We start from the raw sequence: 26444 nt of genomic DNA, 5'->3' as shown, positions 1-26444 counted from the left end.
CTCAGGCCGCGCCTAATTACTCGAACCAGTGGGCTCGGGCGGCCATGATCAACTTGCCGGCACGATCATCGTCAATGCCGTCGATGTCGAGCAGGTCGTCAATAGACTGCTCGGCCAGGTCTTCGCGGGTAATTACGCCGCGCACCGCCAGTTCCATCGCCAAATCCTTGTCCATACCCTCAAGCGAGAGCAGGTCTTCGGCCGGATGGGCGTCTGCCAGCTTTTCCTCAGTAGCGATGGCTTTGGTCAACAAACGATCCTTGGCACGAGCGCGAAGCTCGTTGACGATGTCCTCGTCAAAGCCGTCGATGTTGAGCATTTCTTCCAACGGTACGTAGGCAATCTCTTCCAGGCTGGTGAAGCCTTCATCTACCAGCACCTGAGCCAGTTCTTCGTCGACTTCCAGCTCGTCGATGAAGTTGCGCAGGATGTCGCCGGTTTCTGCTTGCTGCTTAGCCTGGATGTCCGATTCGGTCATCACGTTCAGGGTCCAGCCAGTCAACTGGCTCGCCAGACGCACGTTCTGACCACCTCGACCGATGGCCTGAGCCAGATTGTCTGCGCCAACGGCGATGTCCATGGCGTGGGCATCTTCGTCAACGATAATTGCCGCAACCTCAGCCGGGGACATGGCGTTGATCACGAACTGAGCCGGGTTGTCATCCCACAGGACGATATCAACACGCTCACCGCCCAACTCACCCGACACTGCCTGGACGCGCGAACCGCGCATACCGATGCAAGCGCCCTGCGGGTCGATGCGTTTGTCCTTGGAGCGGACGGCGATCTTGGCGCGCGAACCCGGATCACGGGACGCTGCCATTACCTCGATCAGGCCTTCGGCAATTTCCGGCACTTCGATGCGGAACAGCTCGATCAGCATTTCCGGCGCGGTACGCGACAGGATCAGCTGCGGGCCGCGGTTCTCGGTGCGGATTTCCTTGAGCAGCGCACGCAGGCGCACGCCGACACGGAAAGTTTCGCGAGAAATGATGTCTTCACGGGCCAGCAACGCCTCAGCGTTGTTACCCAGATCGACGATCACGTTGTCGCGGGTGACTTTTTTCACGGTGCCGGAGATGATTTCTCCCAGGCGCTCGCGATAGGCGTCGACCACTTGAGCGCGCTCGGCTTCGCGAACTTTCTGCACAATGACCTGCTTGGCAGTCTGTGCAGCGATGCGGCCGAACTCGATGGATTCGATCTTTTCTTCAACGACGTCGCCAACCTTGGCGCCAGGATGCGTTTCAGCAACCTTGGTTGGCCAGGTTTCGATGGCCGGATCGTCGAGATCATTCTCTTCAACGACCGTCCAGCGACGGAAAGTTTCGTAAGAACCGGTGTGGCGGTTAATTTCCACACGCAGGTCTACTTCGTCTTCAAAACGCTTTTTGGTAGCAGTGGCCAGAGCCAGCTCCAGCGCTTCAAAAATTACGCTTGCCGGTACGCCCTTTTCATTGGATACCGACTCAACAACCAGCAGTACTTCTTTGCTCATCGTACGCCTCGCCTTTCGCAAGCCATTGGATCCGCGGGATCCGCGTCTCAGTCAAAACTGGGAATAATGTTGGCCTTGTCGATCATATCGATCGGCAACAGGAACTCATGGTCGTCTACCTGCACCACGACATCCTGTTCTTCTACACCGCGCAGAAGGCCCTGAAAGTTGCGTCGACCTTCAAAAGGCGAGCGCAGCTTGATCTTCACTTGTTCACCGGCAAATTTTGCAAACTGCTCAAGAGTGAACAGTGGGCGCTCCATGCCAGGCGAGGAAACTTCGAGGGTGTATTCAACGGAAATTGGATCTTCAACATCCAGTACACCGCTGATCTGACGGCTGACAATGGCGCAATCGTCCACCAGCACGCCACCCTCTTTATCGATATAAACGCGCAACATCGAGTGACGACCCTGAGCCGAAAACTCGATACCCCAGCATTCATAGCCCAGGGCCACGACCACCGGGGCCAGCAAGGCCTGCAACTCTTCTAGCTTGCTCGACACCTGAACCCCCTAGTGCATGATATGTGCATGCTTTGCAAAATAAAAAAATGGGCTTAACGCCCATCCTTGAAACGCCGTCGAACAGCGGCGTTGAAAGTGTCCAGCTAACAAAAAGCCCCTTAAAAGGGGCTCCTTAAACTGGTTGCGGGGGCCGGATTTGAACCGACGACCTTCGGGTTATGAGCCCGACGAGCTACCAGACTGCTCCACCCCGCGACAAAGCTGGGGCGGAAGTATACGACCGATCCCTTATAGGGTCAATGTAACCTTCCACCTACAAGAAAGCCCGCAACAGCGGGCTCTCCTGACTAATTGGTACCGAGAAGGGGACTCGAACCCCTACACCCTATGGGCACAACCACCTCAAGGTTGCGTGTCTACCAATTCCACCACCTCGGCAAAACTACGTTTGAAACTCTTCTTACTTCTGCTCTTGAGCTGGAGGCACGTCAGTCGCTGGAGTAGCCGACTTTTGCTCTTGAAGCACCGGGACATCATCAGAAGCCGGTTGTTGTTGCTTAGGCACTTCCAACACTGCTGGATCTGGCAATCCTGCTTGAGTCAGCTGATGAGCCTTCTCTTTAGCAAAGTAACCTAACCCCAAGCTGGTTATGAAGAAACCGGCGGCAAGTATAGCAGTAAACTTACTAAGAAAGGTAGAGGAACCTTGGCTTCCGAACACAGTATTTGAAGCACCTGCTCCGAAAGACGCGCCAGCGTCCGCACCTTTACCCTGCTGCAGCAAAACCAGAGCAACTACGCCCAATGCACCCAGCAGATGAAAAACGACTACGACTGTTTCCAGCATTTTTTCAGTTTCCCGCGGCGCGACAGATCGCACCGAACTCATCTGCATTCAGGGAAGCTCCACCAATGAGCCCCCCATCGATATCCGGCATGCCGAACAGTTCGACCGCATTGGCCGCCTTCACGCTGCCGCCGTATAGAAGCCGCACACCTCGTGCGACTTCAGAATTCTCTGCCGCCAGCTGCTCGCGGATGGCTTTATGCACATCCTGAGCTTGCTGCGGCGTAGCAGTCAGTCCGGTACCAATAGCCCAGACCGGCTCGTAAGCAATGACTGCCTTGGCAAAGGCACCTACACCCAGCTCCTCGATGATGCTGCCCAGCTGACGCCCGACAACCTCAAGAGTTTTTCCAGCTTCGCGTTGCTCCAGGGTTTCCCCTATACACAACACCGGAATCAAGCCACATGCCTGTGCCGCTGCGAACTTGCGATTCAGCATCCCGTCTCGCTCGCCCATTATCTGGCGGCGTTCGGAGTGCCCGACAAGCACAAGGGAACAACCTGCATCCACCAACTGACTCGGCGCAATCTCACCGGTCAATGCACCTTGCATGGATTCCACCGCAGAATTCTGCGCACCGACCGAAATCGATTTGCCTTTCAAGCCATCAATCACTTGATTGATATACAAGCAAGGCGGGAATACCGCGACATCAACACCGCTTGGCAAGGCCAGATGACGAAGGCCGTTGATCAGCTCAGCGACGCTGGCGCGGGTACCGTGCATCTTCCAGTTACCAGCTACCATAGGGCGACGCATGCTGTACCTCGTCGGTCAAAGTGGGCGCAGATGTTACCCAACACAATCATGGCTTGCAAGCCGTATCAGGCAGAAACTTCAGTTACCAGTTTTGCCAGCTCTTCGGCGTAGTTGCGAACCTGGGTTTCGTCCTCGCCTTCGACCATTACGCGCACCAGAGGCTCTGTCCCGGACTTGCGCAAAAGCACGCGCCCGCGCCCCGCCATTGCCTGGGTGACGCGCGCACTGGCCTCCTTGACAGCCGGGTGTTCCAGCGGACTTTCGCCACCACCAAAACGCACATTGATCAGTACCTGAGGACACTTGCGCAATGCCTGGCGGGTTTGCGCCAAACCTTCATTACGGGTCTTCAGCGCCATCAGCACCTGCAACGCAGCGATGATCGCATCACCGGTCGTGGTGTGATTGAAGCAAACGATATGCCCCGAGTTTTCTCCGCCGACCAGCCAGTTGCGTTCAAGCAACTCGGCTATCACGTAGCGGTCACCCACATTGGCACGAATGAAAGGAATCGAAAGATCCGCCAGCGCGAGTTCCAGCCCCAGATTACTCATCAGGGTACCAACAACGCCGCCCTGCAATTTACCCCGCTCATGCAGATCACGAGCGATGATAAACAGCAATTCGTCACCATCGACGATGGCGCCAGTGTGATCGACCATCAGCACCCGATCACCATCACCATCGAAAGCGATACCCAGGTCGGCATGCTCGGCGAGCACCGCAGCCTGCAACTGACCCATATGGGTCGAGCCGCAGTTTTCATTGATATTCAGACCGTTTGGCTGCGCTGACAGCACAACGACTTCTGCCCCCAACTCGCGGAAGACACTCGGAGCCACCTTATAGGTCGCACCGTGCGCACAGTCGATAACGATCTTGAGACCGGAAAAACTGGTCCCGGTTGGCACACTGCTCTTGCAGAATTCAATGTAGCGACCTGATGCATCGTTGATTCGCGACACTTTGCCGATCTTGCTCGACTCGACCACAGTCATCGGGGTATCGAGCAACTCCTCGATCATCAACTCCAGCTCATCTGGCAGCTTGGTGCCCTTACCGGAGAAAAACTTGATGCCGTTATCGTCATGCGGATTGTGCGAGGCACTGATCACGATACCGGCCTCAGCCTGAAACGTGCGCGACAGATAGGCAATGGCCGGCGTCGGCATAGGACCCAGCAACATCACATCGGCCCCCGCCGATGTCAGACCAGCCTCAAGTGCCGACTCGAACATATAACCGGAAATCCGCGTGTCCTTGCCGACCAGCACCTTGCAAGCGCCCATTTTGCGGAACGCCATGCCGGCAGCCCAGCCGAGCTTGAGCATGAAGTCAGGAGTAATCGGGTATTCACCGACTCGACCACGAATGCCGTCAGTACCAAAGTATTTCTTGCTCATAAGTGCTCCATCATTCTTATTCGGCTGATTCCACGGCTGCGATCATGCGCACCACGTCTACCGTTTCCGCTACATCATGGACGCGCAATATACGCGCCCCCTTCACCGATGCCAGCGCCACCAGTGCCAGACCACCATGCAGCCGCTCGCCGACAGGACGATTCAAGGCCTGCCCGATCATGCTTTTTCGGGAAACACCGACAAGCAAAGGCCTGCCCAGGGCATGGAGGGCTTCCATGTGCTTGAACAAGCTTAGGTTGTGCTGCAGGGTTTTGGCGAAACCGAAACCCGGGTCAAGAATGATCCGCTCCTCAGGAATACCGGCCGCCGCACATTGCGCCATGCGCTCGGCTAGAAAATCACCGACTTCGCGCGTGACATCCTGATACTGCGGATTGTCCTGCATGTCTCCAGGCTCACCGAGCATATGCATGAGACACACCGGCAACCCCGTAGCCGCCGCCGCATCCAGCGCGCCATCGCGCCGCAGTGACCGCACATCGTTGATCAACCCGGCACCCAATCGTGCGGTTTCGCGCATAACGGCTGGCGTAGAAGTGTCCACCGAAATGATCACATCCAACTCGCGATTGATCAGCTCGACGATCGGCGCCACACGCTCAAGCTCTTCGAGCGGTGACACTGCGCGCGCGCCTGGGCGAGTGGACTCGCCACCGACATCAATCAGCGTCGCACCCGCTGCAACCATAGCCTCGGCGTGGCGCAAAGCCGCATCGAGCTGGCTGTATTGGCCGCCGTCGGAGAAAGAATCAGGGGTGACATTGAGAATACCCATGACATGCGTCTGGGCCAAATCAAGAACCCGGTTGCCGCAAGGCAACCGGGTCAGGGACTGTACAGAAGTCATTTCAAACCTTAAACGTCAGCAGCCGGACCGCCAATCGGTGTTTCCGGACGCTCGTCATGAACCACCGGAGGTGGTGGTGTACCAGTGCCCCCCGACCAGTCACGTGGCTCGCGTGGTGTACGACCCGCCATGATGTCGTCGATCTGTTCAGCATCGATCGTTTCATACTTCATCAACGCATCAGCCATGGCATCAAGCTTGTCACGGTTGTCCGTCAGAATCTGTTTGGCCGTGCCGTAGCACTGATCAATGATGCTGCGCACTTCGGAGTCGATCAGCTTGGCTGTCTCACCGGAGAAGCTGGCAGCTTGACCGCCACCGCCGCGACCGAGGAACACTTCACCCTCTTCTTCGGCGTACATCAACGGACCGAGTTTTTCCGACAGGCCCCACTTGGTGACCATGTTCCGCGCAATCTGACTAGCACGCATAATATCGTTGGAAGCGCCGGTGGTCACACCGTCGAAACCGAGGGTCATTTCCTCAGCGATACGGCCACCGTACAGCGAGCAGATCTGGCTGATCAGCGCACGCTTGGACAGACTGTAACGATCTTCTTCCGGTAGGAACATGGTCACACCCAGCGCACGACCACGTGGAATGATCGACACCTTGTAGACCGGATCATGCTCAGGCACGACCCGACCGACAATGGCGTGGCCAGCTTCGTGATAAGCGGTGTTCTGCTTCTCTTTCTCGGACATGACCATGGATTTGCGCTCGGCGCCCATCATGATCTTGTCTTTGGCCAGTTCGAACTCTTTCATTTCGACGATGCGCTTGCCGCTACGTGCAGCGAACAAAGACGCTTCGTTGACCAGGTTAGCCAGGTCAGCACCGGAGAAGCCCGGAGTACCACGCGCGATAACGGCCGGAGCGACGTCGTCACCCATTGGCACTTTGCGCATGTGTACTTTGAGGATTTGCTCACGACCACGGATATCTGGCAGACCAACGACAACCTGACGGTCGAAACGGCCCGGACGCAGCAGCGCTGGGTCGAGGACGTCTGGGCGGTTGGTCGCAGCGATAACAATGATGCCATCGTTCATTTCGAAGCCGTCCATCTCAACCAGCAACTGGTTGAGGGTCTGCTCACGCTCATCGTGACCACCACCCATGCCGGCGCCACGATGGCGACCGACGGCGTCGATTTCGTCGATAAAGATGATGCAAGGAGCATGCTTCTTGGCCTGCTCGAACATGTCGCGAACACGGCTGGCACCGACACCGACGAACATCTCGACGAAGTCAGAACCGGAAATGGTGAAGAACGGAACCTTGGCTTCACCAGCAATCGCCTTGGCCAGCAAGGTTTTACCGGTACCCGGAGGACCGACCATCAGCACACCGCGAGGAATACGACCGCCCAAGCGCTGGAATTTGCCCGGGTCACGGAGGAATTCAACCAGCTCGCCGACTTCTTCCTTGGCTTCGTCGCAACCGGCAACGTCAGCCAATGTGGTTTTCACCTGATCTTCGGAGAGCAGGCGCGCCTTGCTCTTGCCGAAGCTCATCGGTCCGCCCTTGCCACCGGCACCGCCCTGCATCTGGCGCATGAAGAACATGAACACCGCGATGATCACCAGGATCGGGAAGCTGGCCACCAGCAACTGAGTCCAGATACTTTGCTGCTCAGGCTGCTTGCCTTCAACCACAACGTGGTTGTCGACCAGGTCGCCGATCAGGCCATTGTCCTGGATTGCCGGACGAATGGTCTTGAAGCTATCGCCATCATTGCGCTTGCCGGTAATCACATAACCATCAACGGCTACGCGCTCGACCTTGCCATCCTTGACCTGCTGGATGAAGTCGGAATAGTTGAGGGTCTGCGGCTCGTTAGGGCTGGAGAAGTTGTTCATCACCGTCACCAGGACAGCCGCGATGATCAACCACAGGATCAGATTCTTTGCCATATCGTTCAATTAACTACCCTCTGAAGCAAGCTCCGCTACTGGCGCGCGCTTCGCATGATATTCACCGGCCTAACTTACTACATTACCTACGACTCTGGCAGGCGCCGTCTGTAACCCTTTGTGAAACACTTTCTACACAATATTCGTTAATGCTCGCCGGGCGAAATACTAAAAACCTATCACCCTGCACAAAAACCTCGTTTTACTCGCTACGCCCGCGATAACCCCAAGCCAGCATGTATTGCTCGCGGGAGCTGCCACGAGAGGAGTCCGGCTTGATCATCTGGATCTTGTCGAACTTTTTGCGGGCGTCCTTCAGGTAAACATCAAACCCTTCGCCCTGAAAAATCTTGATCACAAAATTTCCACCCGGCTTGAGTATCCGTTCGGCCAGATCAAGCGCCAGCTCGCAAAGAAACATGGCTTTGGGCATATCCACTTCAGGCGTACCACTCATATTGGGGGCCATATCGGAAATCACAAGGTCCACCTGCGAATTACCCACGGCTTCTAGAATCCGCCCGAGCACTTCGTCCTCGGTGAAATCGCCCTGAATGAAAGTCACGTCCGGAATGCTGTCCATTTCCAGGATGTCCGAGGCGATCAGACGTCCCTGACCACCGATCAGCCGGCTAGTCACCTGCGACCAGCCACCGGGCGCCGCACCCAGGTCGACAACGCTCATACCGGGACGGATCAGCTTGTATTTCTCCTGGATCTCCAGAAGTTTGTAACTCGCACGCGAGCGGTAGCCATCCTTCTGTGCTTGCTTCACATAGGGATCGTTGACATGTCGTTTCAGCCAACCAAGGCTTGTCTTGGAACGCGCCATTGGGCACCTCGATGATTAGGGTCGTGATTAATTGGGCGGATCCACGAGCCCTCGGGTAAAATGGCCGCCATTTTACAGAATCCAGACGAAAGGGTCAGATTATGCCGCTCACTCCAGAGCAGAAGAAACAGTACAAATCCATTGGCCACCACCTGAAACCGGTTTTGACGGTGGCTGACAACGGTTTGACTGAAGGTGTTTTAGCCGAACTTGAACGCGCTTTGGCGGACCACGAGCTGATCAAGATCAAGCTCAACATCCTCGATCGCGAGTCGCGCCTGGCGCATATCGCAGAACTGTGCAAGGTCGGCAAAGCGGACCTGGTACAGGTCATCGGCAAGATGGCACTGGTTTACCGCAAGAACTTCAGCGTCAACAAGCAGCTGTCGAACGTTCATCGCTTCAAGTGATGACAAGGGTCAAGGGTGTGCTTCGCGCACCCTGCCACTCCATCCCGGCACCGGCTGCATCACCAGCACCAGCCCGGAAAAGCCCAGAACCAGATAACTGAAGACCTGCCAGCGCTGCGCATCCGGCCAGCCGACACGCACTGCGACAAACATCGCACACGCATACAACGCCATCAGCAACACCTGCCCGCGAAAATCCCGCCATAGACTGGCAAGACCCTCAGCTTGAACCAGCACCAGCGCCTGAAAGATCACGCATGCGGCGGCGAATCCCACCACCAGCACTTCGAATGCACTGGCCACCTCATCGATCAGCAGCGGTGCCAAGCCAATCTTGCCCAACGCCGGCTGCAAACCGAGATGAATCAGCCATAGACCGCCAACCCAAAGCATCTGGGTCAGCTGCCAAAGCATGGCGCCCGCATGCAGCGGGCGCCCTTTTTCAGATGTGACGGACTTCGACAATCTCGTACTCGATCACGCCGCTTGGCGTTTTCACGGCGACCACATCGCCCTCTTCCTTGCCAATCAAGGCACGGGCCAAAGGCGAGCCGACCGAAATCTTGCCAAGTTTGAAGTCAGCCTCATCCTCACCCACGATGTGGTAAGTGACGCTTTCGTCAGTCTCGACGTTGGCGATTTCGACGGTGGTACCGAAAATCACTTTGCCAGTATGCGGAATGGTCGTGACATCGATGATGACCTGATTCTGAATCCGGCCTTCGATATCACGAATCCGCGCCTCGACCATGCCTTGCTGTTCGCGGGCAGCATGGTATTCAGCGTTTTCCTTCAAGTCACCCAACTCGCGAGCCGTACCAATGTCCTGGCTGAGCTTCGGACGGACGACCTTGGTCAGGTGAGCGTGTTCTTCTTCCAGGGCTTTGGCGCCCTGGACGGTCATTGGGTATTTGATCATGCCTTCAATCCTGCGTGTAGATCCTGCAAGCGGCGCACGGTTTTTTCAGGACCGAACTTCAGCGCTTCACAGATAGCTTCGCCAGCAGCAATAGTGGTTGTGCAGTAAATCTTGTGCTGCAAGGCATTACGACGAATGGAGTACGAATCAGCGATCGACTGACGACCTTCAGTGGTGTTGATGATCAGGGTGACTTCGTCATTCTTGATCATGTCGACCACGTGCGGACGACCCTCGGTCACTTTGTTCACACGGCGCACTTTCAGACCTGCGGCCTCGATCAGCTTGGCAGTGCCGGCAGTGGCTACCACTTCGAAGCCCAAGTTGATCAGATCGCGGGCCACGCCTGCAACCAGTGGCTTGTCGTCGTCACGCACGCTGATGAACGCAGTGCCGCCGGTCGGCAGCACTTCGCTGGCGCCCATCTGGGCTTTGGCGAATGCTTCACCGAAGGTGTCGCCGACGCCCATCACTTCACCGGTCGACTTCATCTCTGGGCCGAGAATCGGGTCAACGCCAGGGAATTTGGCGAACGGGAACACCGCCTCTTTCACGCTGTAGAAGTTCGGGATGATTTCTTTGGTGAAGCCGATTTCTTTCAGGGTCTTACCGGCCATCACGCGGGCAGCGATCATCGCCAGGGAGACACCGATGCACTTCGACACGAACGGTACGGTACGGGAAGCGCGCGGGTTGACTTCGATGACGTAGATGTCTTCGCCTTGCAGCGCCAACTGCACGTTCATCAGGCCGACAACGCCCAGTTCCAGAGCCATTTTCTTGACCTGTTCGCGCATCTCGTCCTGGATGTGCGCCGGCAGCGAGTACGGCGGCAGCGAGCACGCGGAGTCACCGGAGTGAACGCCAGCCTGTTCGATGTGCTGCATGATCGCGCCGATCACCACATCTTTGCCGTCACAGACCGCATCCACGTCCATTTCGATGGCGCAGTTGAGGAAGTGGTCGAGCAGCACAGGGCTGTCGTTGGACACTTGCACCGCGTCACGCAGGTAACGCTTGAGCTCGTCTTCCTTGTAAACGATTTCCATCGCACGGCCGCCCAGTACATAAGACGGGCGCACCACCAGCGGATAACCGATCTTCGCGGCAGCACGAACAGCTTCGTCTTCGCTGCGCACGGTGGCGTTTGGCGGCTGACGCAGGTTCAGGCGCTCAACCATTTGCTGGAAACGCTCACGGTCTTCAGCGCGGTCGATGGCGTCCGGGCTGGTGCCGATGATCGGCACGCCAGCGGCTTCCAGGGCACGAGCCAGTTTCAGCGGAGTCTGACCGCCGTACTGGACGATCACGCCTTTCGGCTTCTCGACGCGGCAGATTTCCAGCACGTCTTCCAGAGTTACCGGTTCGAAGTACAGACGGTCGGAAGTGTCGTAGTCGGTGGAAACGGTTTCCGGGTTGCAGTTGACCATGATGGTTTCGTAGCCGTCTTCGCGCAGGGCGAGAGCAGCGTGAACGCAGCAGTAGTCGAACTCGATGCCCTGGCCGATACGGTTCGGACCACCGCCCAGAATCATGATCTTGTCGCGACCCGACGGCGCAGCTTCGCACTCTTCCTCGTAGGTGGAGTAGAGGTAAGCGGTGTCAGTGGCGAACTCGGCGGCGCAGGTGTCAACGCGCTTGTAGACCGGGAACACTTCCAGCTTCTGGCGATGAGTACGCAGGTTCTTCTCGGTCACGCCCAACAGTTTGGCCAGACGCTGATCGGAGAAGCCTTTACGCTTGAGCTTGAACATCAGGTCGCGGTCGATAGCGGACAGACCGAGGGTCTTGACCTTCTCTTCTTCCTTGATCAGATCTTCGATCTGCACCAGGAACCACGGGTCGATCATGTTCATGCCGAAGATGTCTTCGACCGACAGGCCAGCGCGGAAAGCGTCTGCCACGTACCAGATACGCTCGGCGCCCGGCACGGTCAGTTCGCGCTTGAGCACGCTCATGCTTTCCGGGTTGCTCAGGTCGAGCTTCTCGTCCAGACCGCAAACGCCGACTTCCAGACCGCGCAGGGCTTTCTGCAGGGATTCCTGGAAGGTACGGCCGATGGCCATGACTTCACCAACCGACTTCATTTGCGTGGTCAGGCGTGCGTCAGCCTTGGCGAATTTCTCGAAGGCGAAACGTGGCAGCTTGGTGACGACGTAGTCGATCGACGGTTCGAAGGACGCCGGGGTCTTGCCGCCGGTGATGTCGTTCGACAGTTCGTCGAGGGTGTAACCCACAGCCAGTTTGGCCGCGACTTTGGCGATCGGGAAACCGGTGGCTTTCGAAGCCAGTGCCGAGGAACGCGATACGCGCGGGTTCATTTCGATCACGACCATACGGCCAGTGTTCGGGCAGATACCGAATTGCACGTTGGAGCCGCCAGTCTCGACGCCGATCTCGCGCAGTACCGCCAGGGAGGCGTTACGCAGGATCTGGTATTCCTTGTCGGTCAGGGTTTGTGCTGGAGCAACGGTGATCGAGTCACCGGTGTGCACGCCCATCGGGTCGAAGTTTTCGATCGAGCAGACGATGATGCAGTTGTCCTTTTTGTCGCGGACAACTTCCATTTCATATTCTTTCCAGCCGATCAGCGATTCGTCGATCAGCAGCTCTTTGGTCGGCGACAGGTCCAGACCACGGGCGCAGATTTCTTCGAACTCTTCACGGTTGTACGCGATTCCGCCACCGGTGCCGCCCATGGTGAAGGACGGACGGATGATGCACGGGAAACCCAGGGTTTCGAGAACCGCGTTGGCTTCTTCCATGCTGTGGGCGATACCGGAACGCGGGCACGCCAGGCCGATGGACTTCATCGCCTTGTCGAAACGCGAACGGTCTTCAGCCTTGTCGATGGTGTCAGCGTTGGCGCCGATCATTTCCACACCGAACTTCTCCAGAACGCCTTCGCGCTCCAGATCCAGGGCGCAGTTCAGAGCAGTCTGGCCGCCCATGGTTGGCAGCACGGCGTCCGGGCGTTCTTTTTCGATGATCTTGGCAACGGTCTGCCACTTGATCGGCTCGATGTAGGTCGCGTCGGCCATGTCCGGGTCGGTCATGATGGTGGCCGGGTTGGAGTTCACCAGGATGACGCGGTAACCCTCTTCGCGCAGGGCTTTACAGGCCTGGGCGCCGGAGTAGTCGAATTCGCAGGCCTGGCCGATAACGATCGGGCCAGCGCCGAGAATCAGGATGCTTTTAATGTCTGTACGTTTTGGCATGGGTTTGTCACTCAAATCCGCAGGTCAGTCGGCAAGCCGTCTTGATCGATTTCTGAAGTCCCGAGGGGGCCGCCGGTGTCGGGGCCGCCCTCGAGGGCTTCTCTCTACAGTCTCAAGGCGAACGCTTAGCGTCGCTTGGCCATCTCGTTGATGAAGCGGTCGAACAGTGGCGCGACATCGTTCGGGCCCGGGCTCGCTTCAGGGTGGCCCTGGAAGCTGAACGCGCTCTTGTCGGTGCGCTCGATGCCTTGCAGGGTGCCGTCGAACAGCGATTTGTGGATCGCACGCACGTTGGCTGGCAGGGTTTCTTCGTCTACCGCAAAACCGTGGTTCTGGCTGGTGATCATCACGACGCCAGTGTCCAGATCCTGCACCGGGTGGTTGGCACCGTGGTGGCCGTGGCCCATTTTCAGGGTCTTGGCGCCGGAGGCCAGAGCCAGCAGTTGGTGACCGAGGCAGATGCCGAATACCGGAATTTCGGTTTCCAGCACTTCCTTGATCGCCTTGATCGCGTAGTCGCATGGCTCTGGATCACCAGGGCCGTTGGACAGGAACACGCCGTCCGGCTTCAGTGCCAGCACATCAGCGGCAGGCGTCTGCGCAGGTACGACGGTGACGCGGCAGCCGCGCTCAACCAGCATGCGCAGGATGTTGACCTTGACGCCGTAGTCGTAGGCAACCACGTGGTAAGGCAGCTCGGAAGCGTCGATGGTCGCGTGGCTGTCGGTTTTCAGATCCCAGACAGTCGAGCGCCACTCGTATTGAGTCTTGGTGCTGACGACTTTCGCCAGATCCATGCCTTTCAGGCCCGGGAAGCCTTGCGCAGCGGCGATGGCCGCTTCTTCGGAGATGTTGTCGCCGGCCATGATGCAGCCGTTCTGTGCGCCTTTTTCACGCAAGATGCGGGTCAGGCGACGGGTGTCGATACCGGCGATTGCCACAACGTTGTTGGCTTTCAGGTAGTCGGACAGGGACATCGTGTTACGCCAGTTGCTCGCTACCAGCGGCAGGTCACGAATGACCAGGCCAGCGGACCAGACGCGGTCGGACTCGGCATCTTCCGGCGTGGTGCCGGTGTTGCCGATGTGCGGGTAAGTCAGGGTAACGATCTGTTGGGCGTAGGAAGGATCGGTAAGGATTTCCTGATAGCCGGTCATTGCGGTGTTGAACACCACCTCACCAACGGTTTGACCGTCGGCACCAATGGCTTCGCCGCGAAAAATGCTGCCATCAGCAAGGGCAAGTATGGCTGGCTTAGTCAAGAAGACCTCCCGTAAATAACGCATGAAAGGGCGATCGCAGGTTGTAAAAAAGCGGAGTGACGTATGGACACGTCACCCCGCTTCTTCACTGAATTATTCTGCGCGCTTTTAGTGGACACACTAAAGCTGTAGCTTACAGAAAAAGGCTTTTTTGGTCCACCGCTAAAGAGCCTAAAAGGCCGGAGAATGCGACAGGTCGTCGCCGAGCGGAGAAAAACCAGCGCAAACAGGGCGTTTGCGCCGGGTTCAGCAGTGTATCAACGCAGGTCAAGCACGTCTTGCATGTCATACAGACCCGGCTCGCGACCGTCCAGCCACAGCGCGGCACGCACCGCGCCCTTGGCGAACGTCATACGGCTAGACGCCTTGTGCGTGATCTCCAGGCGCTCACCTTCGCAGGCGAACAACACGGTGTGATCACCCACCACATCACCACCACGCACGGTGGCGAAGCCGATGGTTTCACGCTCACGAGCGCCGGTATGACCCTCACGACCGTACACCGCGACTTTCTGTAAATCACGATCAAGCGCACTGGCAATCACTTCACCCATGCGCAACGCCGTACCCGACGGCGCATCGATCTTGTGCCGGTGATGGGCTTCGATGATTTCGATATCCGCCTCATCACCCAGCACGCGCGCCGCCATGTCGAGCAGTTTCAGCGACAGATTGACACCGACACTGAAGTTGGCCGCGAACACGATCGGAATATCTTTGCCCGCGTCGGCCAGCAACTGCTTCTGCGCCGCGTCCAGCCCGGTGGTGCCAATGACCATGGCCTTGCCGGCCTTGCGGCAGAACGCGAGGTTTTTCAGCATCACTTCCGGCAGCGTGAAGTCGATCAACACATCGAACTCTTCAGCCACAGCTTCGATATGCCCGGACAGCGGCACACCGATACGCCCCAGCGAGGCCAGCTCCCCCGCATCGACGCCGATCAGCGTGCTGCCAGGACGAACCACGGCGGCGGTCAAACCGGTCAGCGGCGCGCGCTGCTGCACGGCCTCGACCAGAATCTTACCCATGCGCCCAGCAGCGCCCATCACAGCTATACGTCGCATGCCGACTCCTTACAGATCGCCGAAGAAGCGCTTCACACCGTCGAACCAACCGGTGGTTTTCGGCGAGTGGCTATTGTCGTCGGCCAGCGAGCTGCGGAATTCTTCCAGCAGTTCGCGCTGACGACGATTCAGATTGACCGGAGTTTCCACCGCAACGCGGCACATCAAATCGCCCGCACCGCCGCCACGTACCGGCGCCACGCCTTTACCGCGTACGCGGAACTGCTTGCCGGTCTGGGTGCCTTCAGGGATTTTCAGTTTGACGCGACCGTCGAGGGTCGGAATTTCCAGCTCGCCGCCCAGCGCCGCATCAACGAAGCTGATCGGCACTTCGCAGAACAGATGCTTGCCATCGCGCTGGAAGATGTCGTGCTCGCGGACATTGATAACCACATACAGGTCGCCCGTCGGGCCGCCCTGCGTACCCGCTTCGCCTTCGCCGGACAGGCGAATGCGGTCACCGGTATCGACGCCAGCCGGCACTTTGACCGACAGGGTTTTGTACTCTTCAACACGGCCGTCACCGTGGCAGGAGTCGCACGGATCAGAAATGATCTTGCCCTGGCCATGGCAACGCGGGCAGGTTTGCTGCACCGAGAAGAAGCCCTGCTGCATGCGCACCTGACCGATGCCGCCGCAGGTCGGGCAGGTCGATGGCGACGAGCCTTTCTTAGCGCCGGAACCATCGCACGGCTTGCAGTTGACCAGTGTCGGAACGCGGATATTCACCGACGTGCCGCGCACCGCTTCTTCCAGATTCAGCTCCAGGGTGTAGCGCAAGTCGCTGCCACGCTGAGCGCCGCCACGGGAACCACCGCGACCGCCACCGAAGAAATCACTGAAAACATCACCAAAGATGTCCGAGAAGTTCTGACCGCCGAAACCGGCGCCACCGCCACCCATGCTCGGGTCGACGCCGGCATGGCCGTACTGATCGTACGCCGCACGCTTGCTCGAGTCGGACAGCACTTCATAGGCCTCGTTGGCCTCTTTGAACATTTCTTCCGACGCTTTGTCATCGGGATTACGGTCCGGGTGGTGCTTCATCGCCAGACGACGGTAAGCCTTCTTCAGGTCCGCATCGCTTGAGCCGCGCTCAACACCCAACACTTCGTAATAGTCACGCTTTGCCATAAGTCTTCTGCACTCTTGAGGACGTTCGGCAAACCCCTCCTGAGGATGGCCAAACTCGTTGAGCCCCAATACAGGCCCGGACCCAACTCACGTCAATTCAACGATCCTGGTCTTTGTTTCTTGCGGTACTTGCGGCGCGAAAAGCAGGAGCATTCCCGGCCATACCGCCAACATCCGAACCTTGTCGCATGCTGTAAAAATTCGCGTATTCCAGATACGCCAACGCGGGAGCTAGCTCCCGCGCGGCGACATCCTACCAGTCACTGCCTAAAGGCAGTCAACCGGCCGACCAACAACTTACTTGTGGTCTTTGACTTCTTCGAACTCTGCATCGACAACGTCGTCAGCCTTCTCAGCCGATTCGCCTTGCGGGGCTGCGCCATCAGCTGGCTGCGCCTGTTCGGCGTACATCTTCTGAGCAACCGGAGCGGAGACTTTCGACAGCTCTTCAACCTTGGCTTCGATAGCGGCCTTGTCGTCGCCTTTGACAGCGGCTTCCAGAGCAACCACAGCAGCCTCGATCGCAGTCTTCTCTTCGGCGGTGACTTTGTCGCCCGCGTCAGCAATCATTTTGCGCGTCGAGTGAACCAGTGCGTCACCCTGGTTACGGGCAGCGGCCAGCTCTTCGAACTTGCGGTCTTCCTCAGCGTTGGCTTCGGCGTCACGCACCATGCGCTCGATTTCTTCGTCGGACAGACCGGAGTTGGCCTTGATCACGATCGACTGGGTCTTGCCGGTAGCCTTGTCTTTCGCACCAACGTGCAGGATGCCGTTAGCGTCGATGTCGAAGGTCACTTCGATCTGCGGCACGCCACGTGGAGCAGGTGGAATGTCGGCCAGGTCGAACTTGCCCAGGGACTTGTTCTGAGTGGCTTGCTTACGCTCGCCCTGCAGCACGTGAATGGTCACAGCGCCCTGGTTGTCGTCGGCAGTCGAGAACACTTGCGATTTCTTGGTAGGAATCGTGGTGTTTTTCTCGATCAGCGCGGTCATCACGCCACCCATGGTTTCGATACCCAGGGTCAGCGGGCTAACGTCGAGCAGCAGAACGTCTTTCACGTCACCAGCCAGAACGGCGCCCTGAATCGCAGCACCCATGGCAACCGCTTCGTCCGGGTTAACGTCTTTACGAGCTTCTTTACCGAAGAAATCGGTAACCAGCTTCTGTACCAGCGGCATACGGGTCTGACCACCGACCAGAATCACGTCGTTGATCGCGCCAACGTCCAGACCGGCGTCTTTCATGGCGATACGGCAAGGTTCGATGGTGCGCTGAACCAGGTCTTCAACCAGTGCTTCGAGCTTGGCACGCGAGATCTTCACGTTCAGGTGCTTAGGACCGGTCGCGTCTGCAGTGATGTACGGCAGGTTGACGTCGGTCGACTGAGCGGACGACAGCTCGATCTTGGCTTTCTCAGCGGCTTCTTTCAGGCGCTGCATGGCCAGCGGGTCACCTTTGAGGTTCATGCCGCTTTCTTTCTTGAATTCGTCAACGAGGTAGTCGATCAGACGAATGTCGAAGTCTTCACCGCCGAGGAACGTGTCACCGTTGGTGGCCAGAACTTCGAACTGGTGCTCGCCATCAACTTCAGCGATCTCGATCACGGAAACGTCGAAAGTACCGCCACCCAGGTCATAAACGATCACGGTGTGATCGCCCTTAGCCTTGTCCATACCGTAAGCCAAAGCAGCTGCGGTCGGTTCGTTGATGATGCGCTTTACGTCCAGACCCGCGATGCGGCCGGCGTCTTTGGTCGCCTGACGCTGACTGTCGTTGAAGTAGGCCGGAACGGTGATCACCGCTTCGGTCACGGTCTCGCCGAGATAGTCTTCGGCGGTCTTCTTCATCTTTTTCAGGATTTCAGCCGAGATTTGTGGCGGCGCCATTTTCTGGCCGTTCACTTCAACCCAGGCGTCGTTGTTGTCAGCCTTGACGATCTTGTAAGGGACCATCTGGATGTCTTTCTGCACAACTTCTTCGTCGAAACGACGACCGATCAGACGCTTTACTGCGTACAGGGTGTTGTGCGGGTTGGTCACAGCCTGACGCTTGGCCGACTGACCTACCAGGATTTCGCCATCGTTGGCGTAAGCGATGATCGACGGCGTGGTACGCGCGCCTTCAGCGTTTTCAATAACTTTTGCTTTGCCGTTTTCCAGCACGGAGACGCAGGAGTTGGTGGTCCCCAGGTCGATACCGATAATTTTGCCCATGTTAACTCTCCCGAAACTTTGGATTTTTTTGCCGCAGCAGTGGTGGCTGACTGCGGTAATACTTAAACGCTTGACTTCTAAATGGGGGCCTTGCGGCTAATTTCAAGCCTTCTCGTCAATCGAAGGCGAAATTGGCGCAGGCGCCTTGCTGACCACAACCATGGCCGGACGCAGCAGGCGACCGTTGAGCTGGTAGCCCTTCTGGAACACCTTCAGAACGCTGTTCGGTTCTACGTCGGCGCTTTCTTGCATGGCCATCGCTTGATGCTGAACGGCGTTGAACGGTTCGCCGTGCGGATCGATCGCTTCCAGCTGATAACGCTTGAGGGTGTCGTGGAACATTTTCAGCGTCAGCTCGATGCCTTCGCGCATCGGACGAATGCTTTCGTCGTCCGGGTTCGACAGCTCGAGGCCGCGCTCCAGGCTGTCGACGATCGGCAACAGGTCGCCGGCAAATTTTTCCAGGGCAAACTTGTGCGCCTTCTCGACGTCCTGCTCGGCACGGCGACGGACGTTCTGCAGATCAGCAGCAACACGCAGAGATTGATCCTGCGCGGCGGCCAATTGCTCTTCGAGCACTTGTACACGGGTCGCCAGGTCATCACCCGAACCTTCGGGCGCCTGATTGGCTTCTGGGTTTTGCGTATCTACTGTCTGTTCGTCAGCCATAGAGTTCTCCTTTCAATTTCGTCCGCGAGCCTGACTCGCGCTTCTGCCCCGATATATGGGGCCGCAAAATCAGGCTTCAAGGGCCTTCAAACATTAACCCTACAAAAAAGTGCCGAATCCTCATTCCTCGATGCACTAAGCAGATTTGTGGTTCAAGCAAATCGAGCTAAGGGAGGGCATTGTCAGCGCGAAACAAAACACTGTATAAATAACCAGACCTTTAGCTTGGGAGCGGCCTTTATGCTGGTGCACCTGTCCGTACATAACTACGCCATCGTTGAACATCTCGATCTCGAACTTGATCGCGGGATGAGCGTGATCACGGGTGAAACCGGCGCCGGCAAGTCGATCATGCTCGACGCACTGGGCCTGACCCTCGGCGATCGCGCCGACAGCGGTGTGGTTCGTCCCGGCGCCGACAAGGCCGATATCCTTGCGACCTTCGATCTGGCTGACATTCCTGAAGCCAGCACGTGGCTGGCCGAGCGTGACCTGGAGACCGACGGCCCGTGCATTCTGCGCCGGGTGATCACCTCCGAAGGTCGTTCACGCGGCTACATCAACGGCACTCCCTGCCCGCTCGGCGACCTCAAGTCATTGGGCGAGTTGTTGATCGATATCCACAGCCAGCATGAACACCAGTCCCTGCTGAAAACCGATACTCACCGCCGCTTGCTGGACGAGTACGCCGGCGCTACCGACCTGGCCCGCCAGGTTCAGCTCGCCGCCCAGCGCTGGCGCCAGACTCGCCAGGAGCTGGAGCGCCTCTCCAATTCTGGCGACGAACAACGCGCACGCCATCAATTGCTGAGCTATCAGCTTGAAGAGCTGGAAAACCTCGGCCTCGGTGATAACGAGCTGGAGCAACTGGAGCAGGAACACAAAAACCTGACCAACGCCGAAACCTTGCTGGGCATTTGTCGGCAAGTGGTCGAACAATGCAGCGAAAGCGATTCCGGCAATGTATTGAATGCACTGACCGCCAGCCTTAATCGCCTTTCGAGCGTGAACAATTCCGTTGGCGCATTGGGCGAAGCAAGCAGTTTGCTCACCAGCGCACAGATTCAGGTCGAAGAAGCCGTTGGCGAACTCAATCGCTTCCTCGATAACTTCGATGCCGATCCGGCGCGCCTGCAATATCTGGAAGAACGTCTCGACGCTATTTATACCCTGGCGCGCAAACACCGGATTCAACCCACCGAAGTCGGCGAAATGCAGCAGAAACTGCTGGATGAGATCGAAACCCTCAACGCCAATGACGAATCCATTGAGCGCCTGGGTGAAGAACTGGCCTCCTACGCCCGCCACTATCAGGAGAAAGCCCGAGAACTGAGCGATTTGCGTCATCAGGCTGCCGGCAGTCTCGCCAGTGCTGTTGAGCAGGAAATTCAGCGACTGGGCATGCCGGGGGGACGATTCACCATCGAATTGAAGGCCAACAGCAGCGACGAGTTATTGCCCAACGGGCTGGAGCAGGTCGAATTGCTGGTCAGCGCCAACCCGGGCCAGCCGCTGAAGGCGCTGGCGAAAGTCGCTTCCGGCGGTGAGCTGTCACGGATCAGCCTGGCGATTCAGGTCATCACCGCACAGACATCCCGTGTTCCGACGCTGGTATTCGACGAAGTGGACGTCGGCATCGGTGGCCCGACCGCAGAAATTGTCGGCCAACTGTTGCGCCGTCTCGGCGATCGCGGCCAGGTACTGACTGTCACGCACTTGCCGCAAGTGGCCGCGCAAGGCCATCAGCATCTGTTCGTGCACAAGGTGCGCGGTGAAGAGGCGACGCACACTGCCGTTTCCAAACTAAGCAAGAATGACCGTATAGAAGAAGTGGCACGGATGCTCGGCGGCATCGATCTGACCAAGGAATCCCTGGCCCACGCGAAAAAAATGGTGGTCACTGCCAAGGTTTAGCAATGACAGAAAGCACGAAGGCGACCCTTGGGTCGCCTTCGTTCGTTTCGCGAATGTGAAATTCGCGCGACATGCTTACTTTTTCTTGCGCACGTACAGCACCAGATTGTGATCTACCAGATCAACACCGTGCTCCTCGGCAATTGCCTTCTGGAGCTTTTCGATTTCCGGGCTGACGAATTCGACGACTTCACCGGTTTCCACGTTGACCATATGGTCGTGGTGGCCACCGTCGGCCAATTCGAATACCGCATGGCCGCCGTCGAAGTTGTGACGGACCACGAGGCCAGCCGCTTCGAACTGGGTCAGAACACGGTAAACCGTGGCCAGACCGACGTCCTCGCCAGCTTCCATCAACGCCTTGTAGACGTCCTCGGCACTCATGTGACGCTGCTCGGTGGAGTCGAGCATTTGCAGGATCTTGACCCGTGGCAGGGTCACTTTGAGGCCGGCTTTGCGTAGTTCGCTATTTTCAACCATGGTCAGCTTTCTCGCGATGCTGCTTCGCAGCTTCTCTTAATGCGGGTATGATCGGCGTTTACGTTGTCCCAGCCAAGATAGTGGAAGTCGCCCACCGATGCAAAACACCAAGCTCTTGCTAACCAGTTTCACCTTTGTGGGACTGCTCGCACTCGCCGGTTGTTCATTCCCCGGGGTTTACAAAATCGACATCCAGCAGGGCAATGTCGTCACGCAGGACATGATAGACCAGTTACGCCCGGGAATGACCCGGCCGCAAGTACGGTTTATCATGGGTAACCCTCTGCTTGTCGACACGTTCCATGCCGATCGCTGGGATTATCTGTACAGCCTGCAACCGGGTGGCGGTGAACGCCAACAGGAACGCATCAGCGTTATTTTCAACTCAAACGACCAGCTTGTCAGCCTGTCCGGTGACTTTATGCCGGGCGTAAGCCGTGACGAAGCCATTCTCGGCAAGGACAGTGGCACGACCGTGTCTGCTCCTGCTGAAAACGCCGAGAAGCCAGAACCGGAAAAACCGGTCAAGCCAGGTTCCTTGCTGGATCAGATCCAGAAGGACGTCGATGGTGTGGAAACCGTTCCGGTTCCGACACCTGAGCCGCTGGACACCTCGCCGCAATAATTGGCGAGGCAATAAAAAACCCGGAAATTCCGGGTTTTTTATTGCCTGCAATTTGGCTTTTTACGCGTTTCGAGCCTTGGCTTCGGCAGCCTTGGCTGCTCGCAAGCGTCGAACCTCTTTCGGATCGGCAAGCAATGGGCGATAAATCTCGATGCGCTCCCCTGCCTGAATAACCCGCGAGTCCGGGTCAGCAACCACTTTGCCAAAGATGCCCAGCGGGCACTCCGCCAGATTCAACTCGGGAAACTCGCTAGCGATACCCGATGCAAGCACCGCAGCCCGCACCGTCGCGCCTTCATTGACGCTGAATGAGCGCAATACCTGACGATCCACGGCCGCGTATACCACCTCTATCTCGATCACCGGCTCAACCATGCATCTGCTTGGCGCGCTGGCAGAACGCGTCCACTAGCGTATTCGCAGCCTGATTGAACAGCGGCCCCAACGTCGCGCGCACTAGCGGCCCGGCGTAATCGAACGACAGATCCAGACTGATCTTGCAGGCCTTCTCGTTCAAAGCCTTGAACACCCAGACGCCGTGCAACTGATTGAACGGGCCTTCTTCCAGGTTCATTTCAATCGACTGCCCCGGCACCAGCGTATTACGCGTCACGAAATGCTGACTGAGCCCGCCCTTGGCTACGCCAACACTGGCGCGCATATGCTCCGGCGAGCTTTCCAGCACTTCCGCCGAGGAGCACCACGGCAGAAATTCCGGGTAGCGCGCCACGTCGTTGACCAAGTCATAGAGAAATTGCGCCGGGTACGGCAGCAACGCCGATCGTTGAATATGTGTCGTCATGTGAGCGTTACTTCCAGAGCTGAGCGGCAAACACTACAAGAATGCCGATGGGCGCCACGTAGCGCATCAAGAACAAAGACAGGGCGAACAGTAGCGGATTGCGGATCGACAACTCGTCGCGTACCGCTTCACGCCCCATCACCCATCCGGCAAACAGCACGAAACACAGGCCACCGAGCGGCAGCATGATCCGTGAGGTGAAGAAATCGATCACACCAAAGAAGTCCAGACCGCTCTGCGCACCCCATTGGTAGAGATGGAACATCCCGCCTTCGTTCACGAAAAATTTGGCTTCCTTCCAGATATTGAAGGAGAACACCGTGCCCAGACCGACGAACCAGCAAGTGAAGGCAAGCCAGAAAGTCACCCACGCGCGGCTGACTTTGGTCCGCTCAACCAGATAGGCAACCATCGGCTCCAGAAGGGAGATCGCCGAACTCCAAGCAGCGATCGCCACCAGCACAAAGAACACCACGCCCATCAACTGACCGAACGCCACGTTACCAAAGGCAAATGGCAGACTGACGAACATCAGCCCCGGCCCTTCGCTAGGGTTCAGGCCTCCGGCAAATACAATCGGGAACAAGGCCAGACCGGCGATCAGCGAAACAAAGGTATCGAGCAGTGCCACGCCGACAACGGTGCCCGACAACGATGAACTCTTCGGCATATAAGCACCGTAGATCATGATCGAACCGACACCGACGCTCAGCGAGAAGAACGCGTGCCCCATGGCCGGCAACAAGCCGTCGAGGACTTTTTCCGGGTGGAAGTCGAACATGAAATGCACGCCTTCCATGAAATGCCCGGTGGTCATGCTGTAACCCAGCAACACCAGAATCATCACGAACAGCAGCGGCATCATGATGCGCAGGCTGCGCTCAAGCCCGGCGACCACCCCCTTGGCGATGACGAATGCCGACAGCAGCATGAAAATCGTATGCCAAAGTGTCAGACGCCATGGATTGGAGATGACATTGCCGAAATAAGCGCCGACTTGATCGGCTGTGGCGCCCTGGAAGTCGCCGCGACCCATATCGACAATGTAGTCGAGCGACCAGCCGCCGACCACACTATAGAAAGACAGGATCAACAATGCCGTGATCATCCCGGCAAATGCGCCCCACGACCATTTGCCCGAGTGCCCGGCTTCCAGTGCCAGCACCTTCAAGGCGTTCGCCGGACTCTGGCGGGCGCGCCGGCCGATCAGGGTTTCAGCGAGCATGACCGGGATGCCGATCAGCGCGATGCACGCCAGAAACATCAGCACAAAGGCGCCGCCGCCGTAGACCCCGACCATGTAGGGGAACTTCCAGATACTACCCAGTCCCACGGCCGAACCGGTCGCGGCGAGTATGAATACCCAGCGGCTAGCCCAACTGCCGTGGACAGAAACCTTGTCTGTCGACATCGTTTATCACGCCCAAGCGTTAGAAAAAGAGGCCGCATTGTCCGGGATTCACTCAACCTGCTCAAGCACGCAGCATCACCGTAGCCGACGGCGGTTTATCTCCATATAATGCCGCCCCTATGGCTAAACAGAAGAAACACCCAACAGGGACCATCGCGCAGAACAAAAAGGCGCGACACGATTACTTCATCGAGCACAAGTTCGAGGCTGGTCTGGTCCTGGCCGGCTGGGAAGTAAAAAGTCTGCGGGCAAGCAAGCTACAGCTGGTCGACAGCTACGTTCTGCTCAAGGATGGCGAAGCATGGTTGCTCGGCAGCCACATCACGCCTCTGATGACCGCAAGTACCCACGTCATCGCTGACCCGGTGCGCACACGCAAATTGCTGCTCAACCGCCGCGAGCTGGAAAAGCTCGCCGCCGCTGTGCAGCAAAAGGGTTACGCCTGCGTCTGCCTGTCCTGGTACTGGAGCAAGCACATGGTCAAGTGCGAAATTGCTCTGGGCAAGGGCAAGAAGGAATACGACAAGCGTGATACCGAGCGCGAGCGCGATGCTGGTCGTGAATTGCAGCGCGCGGTGCGCAACAAGGGCAAGGAAGACTAGTCTTCCCCCCGAAAGCAAAGATCGCGGCCTGCGACAGCGCCTACAGGGGAATACATATTCCAATGTAGGCGCTGTCGCAGGCTGCGATCTTTTGCTTTGAAAATCACATCCCCTTGCGCCGCTCCGCCCGGGCCATGCGCTGAACCTCTTGCCGCACCTCTTCCAGCACTTCCTGCACATACAAGATATGTCGGCTGGAGACTTCTCGCGCCTGCTCCGCGCGACCTTCAATAATCGCCAGATACAATTCCCGATGCTGGGTGATCAGCATGTCGCGGGTTTCCGTGCGCTGCTTATACATGCCGCCGATGTTGGTAACGACGTTACGCTTGAGCAGATCAAACAAGCCACGAATGGTGTGCAGCAACACCGCGTTATGACTGGCTTCAGCAATCGCCAGGTGGAATTTCGCATCCGCCGCGCCCTCCTCCGCCCGGCTGACTTCATCGTGACGCGAATAGCAGTCCTGCAGCTCTTCAAACGCGGCGGTCAGCCGCTCACGATCGACATCGGTGGCGCGCAATGCGGCGTAATAGGCGCACGATGCCTCCAAAGTATGCCGAAACTCCAGTAGATCGCGTTGTGCCTCGGGGTTGCTTTCAAGCAGCTGCAACAGCGGATCACTGAACGTCGAACCCAGACTTTCCACCACATAGTTGCCGCCACCCTGACGACTGACCAGCAACCCCTTGGCCGCAAGTTTCTGAATCGCTTCGCGCAGCGACGGCCGTGATACGCCAAATTGTTCGGCGAGCGTGCGCTCCGCCGGCAGCCGTTCGCCGGACTTCAGTGTGCCCTCAAGGATCATCCCCTCAAGTCGCTCGACAATATCGTCAGACAAACGGCGCTGACGTATCTGATCAAACCCCATAACTCATTTCTCCACGATCCCGACCGCTCGCCGGGCTCTCTATTCTGGCCTATCGGCGCCTTGCCGACACCTACCAGACACCACTTGCGCAAACCAGATCAGATGCGATCTGCACCGCTTGTTCGACAAAAGTTTCAGGGCGACAAATTGACACACCGACACCAAGGCTTTTACCCTAGCCAACAGCGATTGTAAATTGGTCTTACCAATTATCCAAGAACGCTGACAGTGCCTGACCAACAACAATTAGGGGCCACC

At 57.6% G+C, this 26444-nt stretch carries 25 protein-coding genes and 2 tRNA genes; 4 read left to right on the top strand and 23 right to left on the bottom strand.

Features of this window, described 5'->3' with window-relative positions:
• Positions 1 to 16: 16 nt before the first annotated feature.
• The 10 genes from nusA to rlmE all read right to left on the bottom strand — a co-directional run bounded on the left by nusA (position 17) and on the right by rlmE (position 8591).
• On the bottom strand, positions 17 to 1498 hold the full coding sequence (gene nusA / locus LOY43_RS03980; RefSeq protein WP_093435760.1) for a transcription termination factor NusA: 1482 nt from the start codon (positions 1496 to 1498) through the stop codon (positions 17 to 19).
• 47 nt (positions 1499 to 1545) lie between these two features.
• Positions 1546 to 2004: a ribosome maturation factor RimP gene (gene rimP, locus LOY43_RS03975; RefSeq protein ID WP_007915250.1), complete on the bottom strand. Its 459-nt coding sequence runs from the start codon at positions 2002 to 2004 to the stop codon at positions 1546 to 1548.
• 139 nt (positions 2005 to 2143) lie between these two features.
• A tRNA-Met gene (locus LOY43_RS03970) sits at positions 2144 to 2220 on the bottom strand.
• 97 nt (positions 2221 to 2317) lie between these two features.
• Positions 2318 to 2403, bottom strand: a tRNA-Leu gene (locus tag LOY43_RS03965).
• A 22-nt stretch (positions 2404 to 2425) separates the two neighbouring features.
• Positions 2426 to 2812, bottom strand: coding sequence for a preprotein translocase subunit SecG (secG, locus tag LOY43_RS03960; RefSeq protein ID WP_027610782.1), 387 nt, complete (start codon positions 2810 to 2812; stop codon positions 2426 to 2428).
• A 4-nt stretch (positions 2813 to 2816) separates the two neighbouring features.
• Positions 2817 to 3572, bottom strand: coding sequence for a triose-phosphate isomerase (gene tpiA / locus LOY43_RS03955; protein ID WP_016986498.1), 756 nt, complete (start codon positions 3570 to 3572; stop codon positions 2817 to 2819).
• Positions 3573 to 3637: 65 nt separating this feature from the next.
• A complete protein-coding gene (gene glmM / locus LOY43_RS03950; RefSeq protein WP_064119464.1) occupies positions 3638 to 4975 on the bottom strand; it encodes a phosphoglucosamine mutase in 1338 nt (445 codons plus the stop codon).
• Between the two features lie 16 nt (positions 4976 to 4991).
• Entirely contained in the window at positions 4992 to 5843 is an 852-nt protein-coding gene (gene folP, locus LOY43_RS03945; protein ID WP_258709239.1) for a dihydropteroate synthase, read from the bottom strand.
• Between the two features lie 8 nt (positions 5844 to 5851).
• The gene (ftsH, locus tag LOY43_RS03940) at positions 5852 to 7759 is read right to left on the bottom strand and encodes an ATP-dependent zinc metalloprotease FtsH (protein ID WP_095049711.1); all 1908 of its coding nucleotides are present in this window, start codon (positions 7757 to 7759) and stop codon (positions 5852 to 5854) included.
• A 202-nt stretch (positions 7760 to 7961) separates the two neighbouring features.
• Positions 7962 to 8591 (bottom strand): 23S rRNA (uridine(2552)-2'-O)-methyltransferase RlmE, encoded by a 630-nt coding sequence (rlmE, locus tag LOY43_RS03935; protein ID WP_007915237.1) that lies wholly within the window; start codon positions 8589 to 8591, stop codon positions 7962 to 7964.
• Between the two features lie 101 nt (positions 8592 to 8692).
• On the opposite strand from rlmE, the gene LOY43_RS03930 reads away from it, so the two are divergent.
• A complete protein-coding gene (locus tag LOY43_RS03930; RefSeq protein ID WP_003221534.1) occupies positions 8693 to 9001 on the top strand; it encodes a YhbY family RNA-binding protein in 309 nt (102 codons plus the stop codon).
• 9 nt (positions 9002 to 9010) lie between these two features.
• Here LOY43_RS03930 and LOY43_RS03925 read toward each other — a convergent pair whose 3' ends face one another.
• The 8 genes from LOY43_RS03925 to grpE all read right to left on the bottom strand — a co-directional run bounded on the left by LOY43_RS03925 (position 9011) and on the right by grpE (position 19481).
• A complete protein-coding gene (locus tag LOY43_RS03925; protein ID WP_095049710.1) occupies positions 9011 to 9415 on the bottom strand; it encodes an MFS transporter in 405 nt (134 codons plus the stop codon).
• Between the two features lie 28 nt (positions 9416 to 9443).
• On the bottom strand, positions 9444 to 9920 hold the full coding sequence (gene greA, locus LOY43_RS03920; protein WP_003221530.1) for a transcription elongation factor GreA: 477 nt from the start codon (positions 9918 to 9920) through the stop codon (positions 9444 to 9446).
• Positions 9917 to 13138: a carbamoyl-phosphate synthase large subunit gene (carB, locus tag LOY43_RS03915; RefSeq protein ID WP_007915231.1), complete on the bottom strand. Its 3222-nt coding sequence runs from the start codon at positions 13136 to 13138 to the stop codon at positions 9917 to 9919. The genes greA and carB overlap by 4 nt, the downstream gene beginning before the upstream one ends.
• Before the next feature lie 125 nt (positions 13139 to 13263).
• Positions 13264 to 14400 (bottom strand): glutamine-hydrolyzing carbamoyl-phosphate synthase small subunit, encoded by a 1137-nt coding sequence (gene carA, locus LOY43_RS03910; protein WP_007915228.1) that lies wholly within the window; start codon positions 14398 to 14400, stop codon positions 13264 to 13266.
• 257 nt (positions 14401 to 14657) lie between these two features.
• Complete coding sequence (gene dapB, locus LOY43_RS03905) at positions 14658 to 15464, bottom strand: 4-hydroxy-tetrahydrodipicolinate reductase (RefSeq protein WP_095049709.1); 807 nt, start codon at positions 15462 to 15464, stop codon at positions 14658 to 14660.
• A gap of 9 nt (positions 15465 to 15473) precedes the next feature.
• Positions 15474 to 16598, bottom strand: coding sequence for a molecular chaperone DnaJ (dnaJ, locus tag LOY43_RS03900; protein WP_016986506.1), 1125 nt, complete (start codon positions 16596 to 16598; stop codon positions 15474 to 15476).
• A gap of 297 nt (positions 16599 to 16895) precedes the next feature.
• On the bottom strand, positions 16896 to 18812 hold the full coding sequence (gene dnaK / locus LOY43_RS03895) for a molecular chaperone DnaK (RefSeq protein WP_007915221.1): 1917 nt from the start codon (positions 18810 to 18812) through the stop codon (positions 16896 to 16898).
• Between the two features lie 102 nt (positions 18813 to 18914).
• Positions 18915 to 19481 (bottom strand): nucleotide exchange factor GrpE, encoded by a 567-nt coding sequence (grpE, locus tag LOY43_RS03890; protein WP_007915219.1) that lies wholly within the window; start codon positions 19479 to 19481, stop codon positions 18915 to 18917.
• 240 nt (positions 19482 to 19721) lie between these two features.
• Here grpE and recN point away from each other — a divergent pair, with 240 nt between their 5' ends.
• Positions 19722 to 21395, top strand: a complete 1674-nt coding sequence (gene recN / locus LOY43_RS03885; RefSeq protein WP_095049706.1) for a DNA repair protein RecN — start codon at positions 19722 to 19724, stop codon at positions 21393 to 21395.
• Positions 21396 to 21470: 75 nt separating this feature from the next.
• Here recN and fur read toward each other — a convergent pair whose 3' ends face one another.
• Complete coding sequence (fur, locus tag LOY43_RS03880) at positions 21471 to 21875, bottom strand: ferric iron uptake transcriptional regulator (protein WP_003221515.1); 405 nt, start codon at positions 21873 to 21875, stop codon at positions 21471 to 21473.
• 97 nt (positions 21876 to 21972) lie between these two features.
• Between fur and LOY43_RS03875 the strand changes: the two genes are divergently transcribed.
• Positions 21973 to 22500: an outer membrane protein assembly factor BamE gene (locus LOY43_RS03875; RefSeq protein ID WP_095049705.1), complete on the top strand. Its 528-nt coding sequence runs from the start codon at positions 21973 to 21975 to the stop codon at positions 22498 to 22500.
• A gap of 60 nt (positions 22501 to 22560) precedes the next feature.
• Here LOY43_RS03875 and LOY43_RS03870 read toward each other — a convergent pair whose 3' ends face one another.
• Genes LOY43_RS03870 through LOY43_RS03860 form a run of 3 tightly spaced genes read right to left on the bottom strand, consistent with a single transcriptional unit; the run spans position 22561 to position 24713 of the window.
• Positions 22561 to 22875, bottom strand: coding sequence for an RnfH family protein (locus LOY43_RS03870; protein WP_095049704.1), 315 nt, complete (start codon positions 22873 to 22875; stop codon positions 22561 to 22563).
• Complete coding sequence (locus LOY43_RS03865) at positions 22868 to 23302, bottom strand: type II toxin-antitoxin system RatA family toxin (protein WP_003221509.1); 435 nt, start codon at positions 23300 to 23302, stop codon at positions 22868 to 22870. The genes LOY43_RS03870 and LOY43_RS03865 overlap by 8 nt, the downstream gene beginning before the upstream one ends.
• A 7-nt stretch (positions 23303 to 23309) precedes the next feature.
• Positions 23310 to 24713 carry a sodium-dependent transporter gene (locus LOY43_RS03860; protein WP_093435729.1) on the bottom strand — a complete coding sequence of 468 codons (1404 nt, stop codon included), beginning with the start codon at positions 24711 to 24713 and terminating at the stop codon, positions 23310 to 23312.
• A 119-nt stretch (positions 24714 to 24832) separates the two neighbouring features.
• On the opposite strand from LOY43_RS03860, the gene smpB reads away from it, so the two are divergent.
• Positions 24833 to 25315 carry an SsrA-binding protein SmpB gene (gene smpB, locus LOY43_RS03855; protein ID WP_007915208.1) on the top strand — a complete coding sequence of 161 codons (483 nt, stop codon included), beginning with the start codon at positions 24833 to 24835 and terminating at the stop codon, positions 25313 to 25315.
• A gap of 103 nt (positions 25316 to 25418) precedes the next feature.
• Here the strand turns inward: smpB and LOY43_RS03850 are convergent, their stop codons facing one another.
• Complete coding sequence (locus tag LOY43_RS03850; RefSeq protein WP_007915207.1) at positions 25419 to 26186, bottom strand: FCD domain-containing protein; 768 nt, start codon at positions 26184 to 26186, stop codon at positions 25419 to 25421.
• Between the last annotated feature and the right edge of the window lie 258 nt (positions 26187 to 26444).

The sequence above is a fragment of the Pseudomonas sp. B21-041 genome (assembly GCF_024748675.1).
Taxonomy (GTDB): Bacteria; Pseudomonadota; Gammaproteobacteria; order Pseudomonadales; family Pseudomonadaceae; genus Aquipseudomonas; species Aquipseudomonas neuropathica.
The sequence above is the reverse complement of the archived record's forward strand: the minus strand, read 5'-3'. Positions and strand labels throughout refer to the sequence as shown.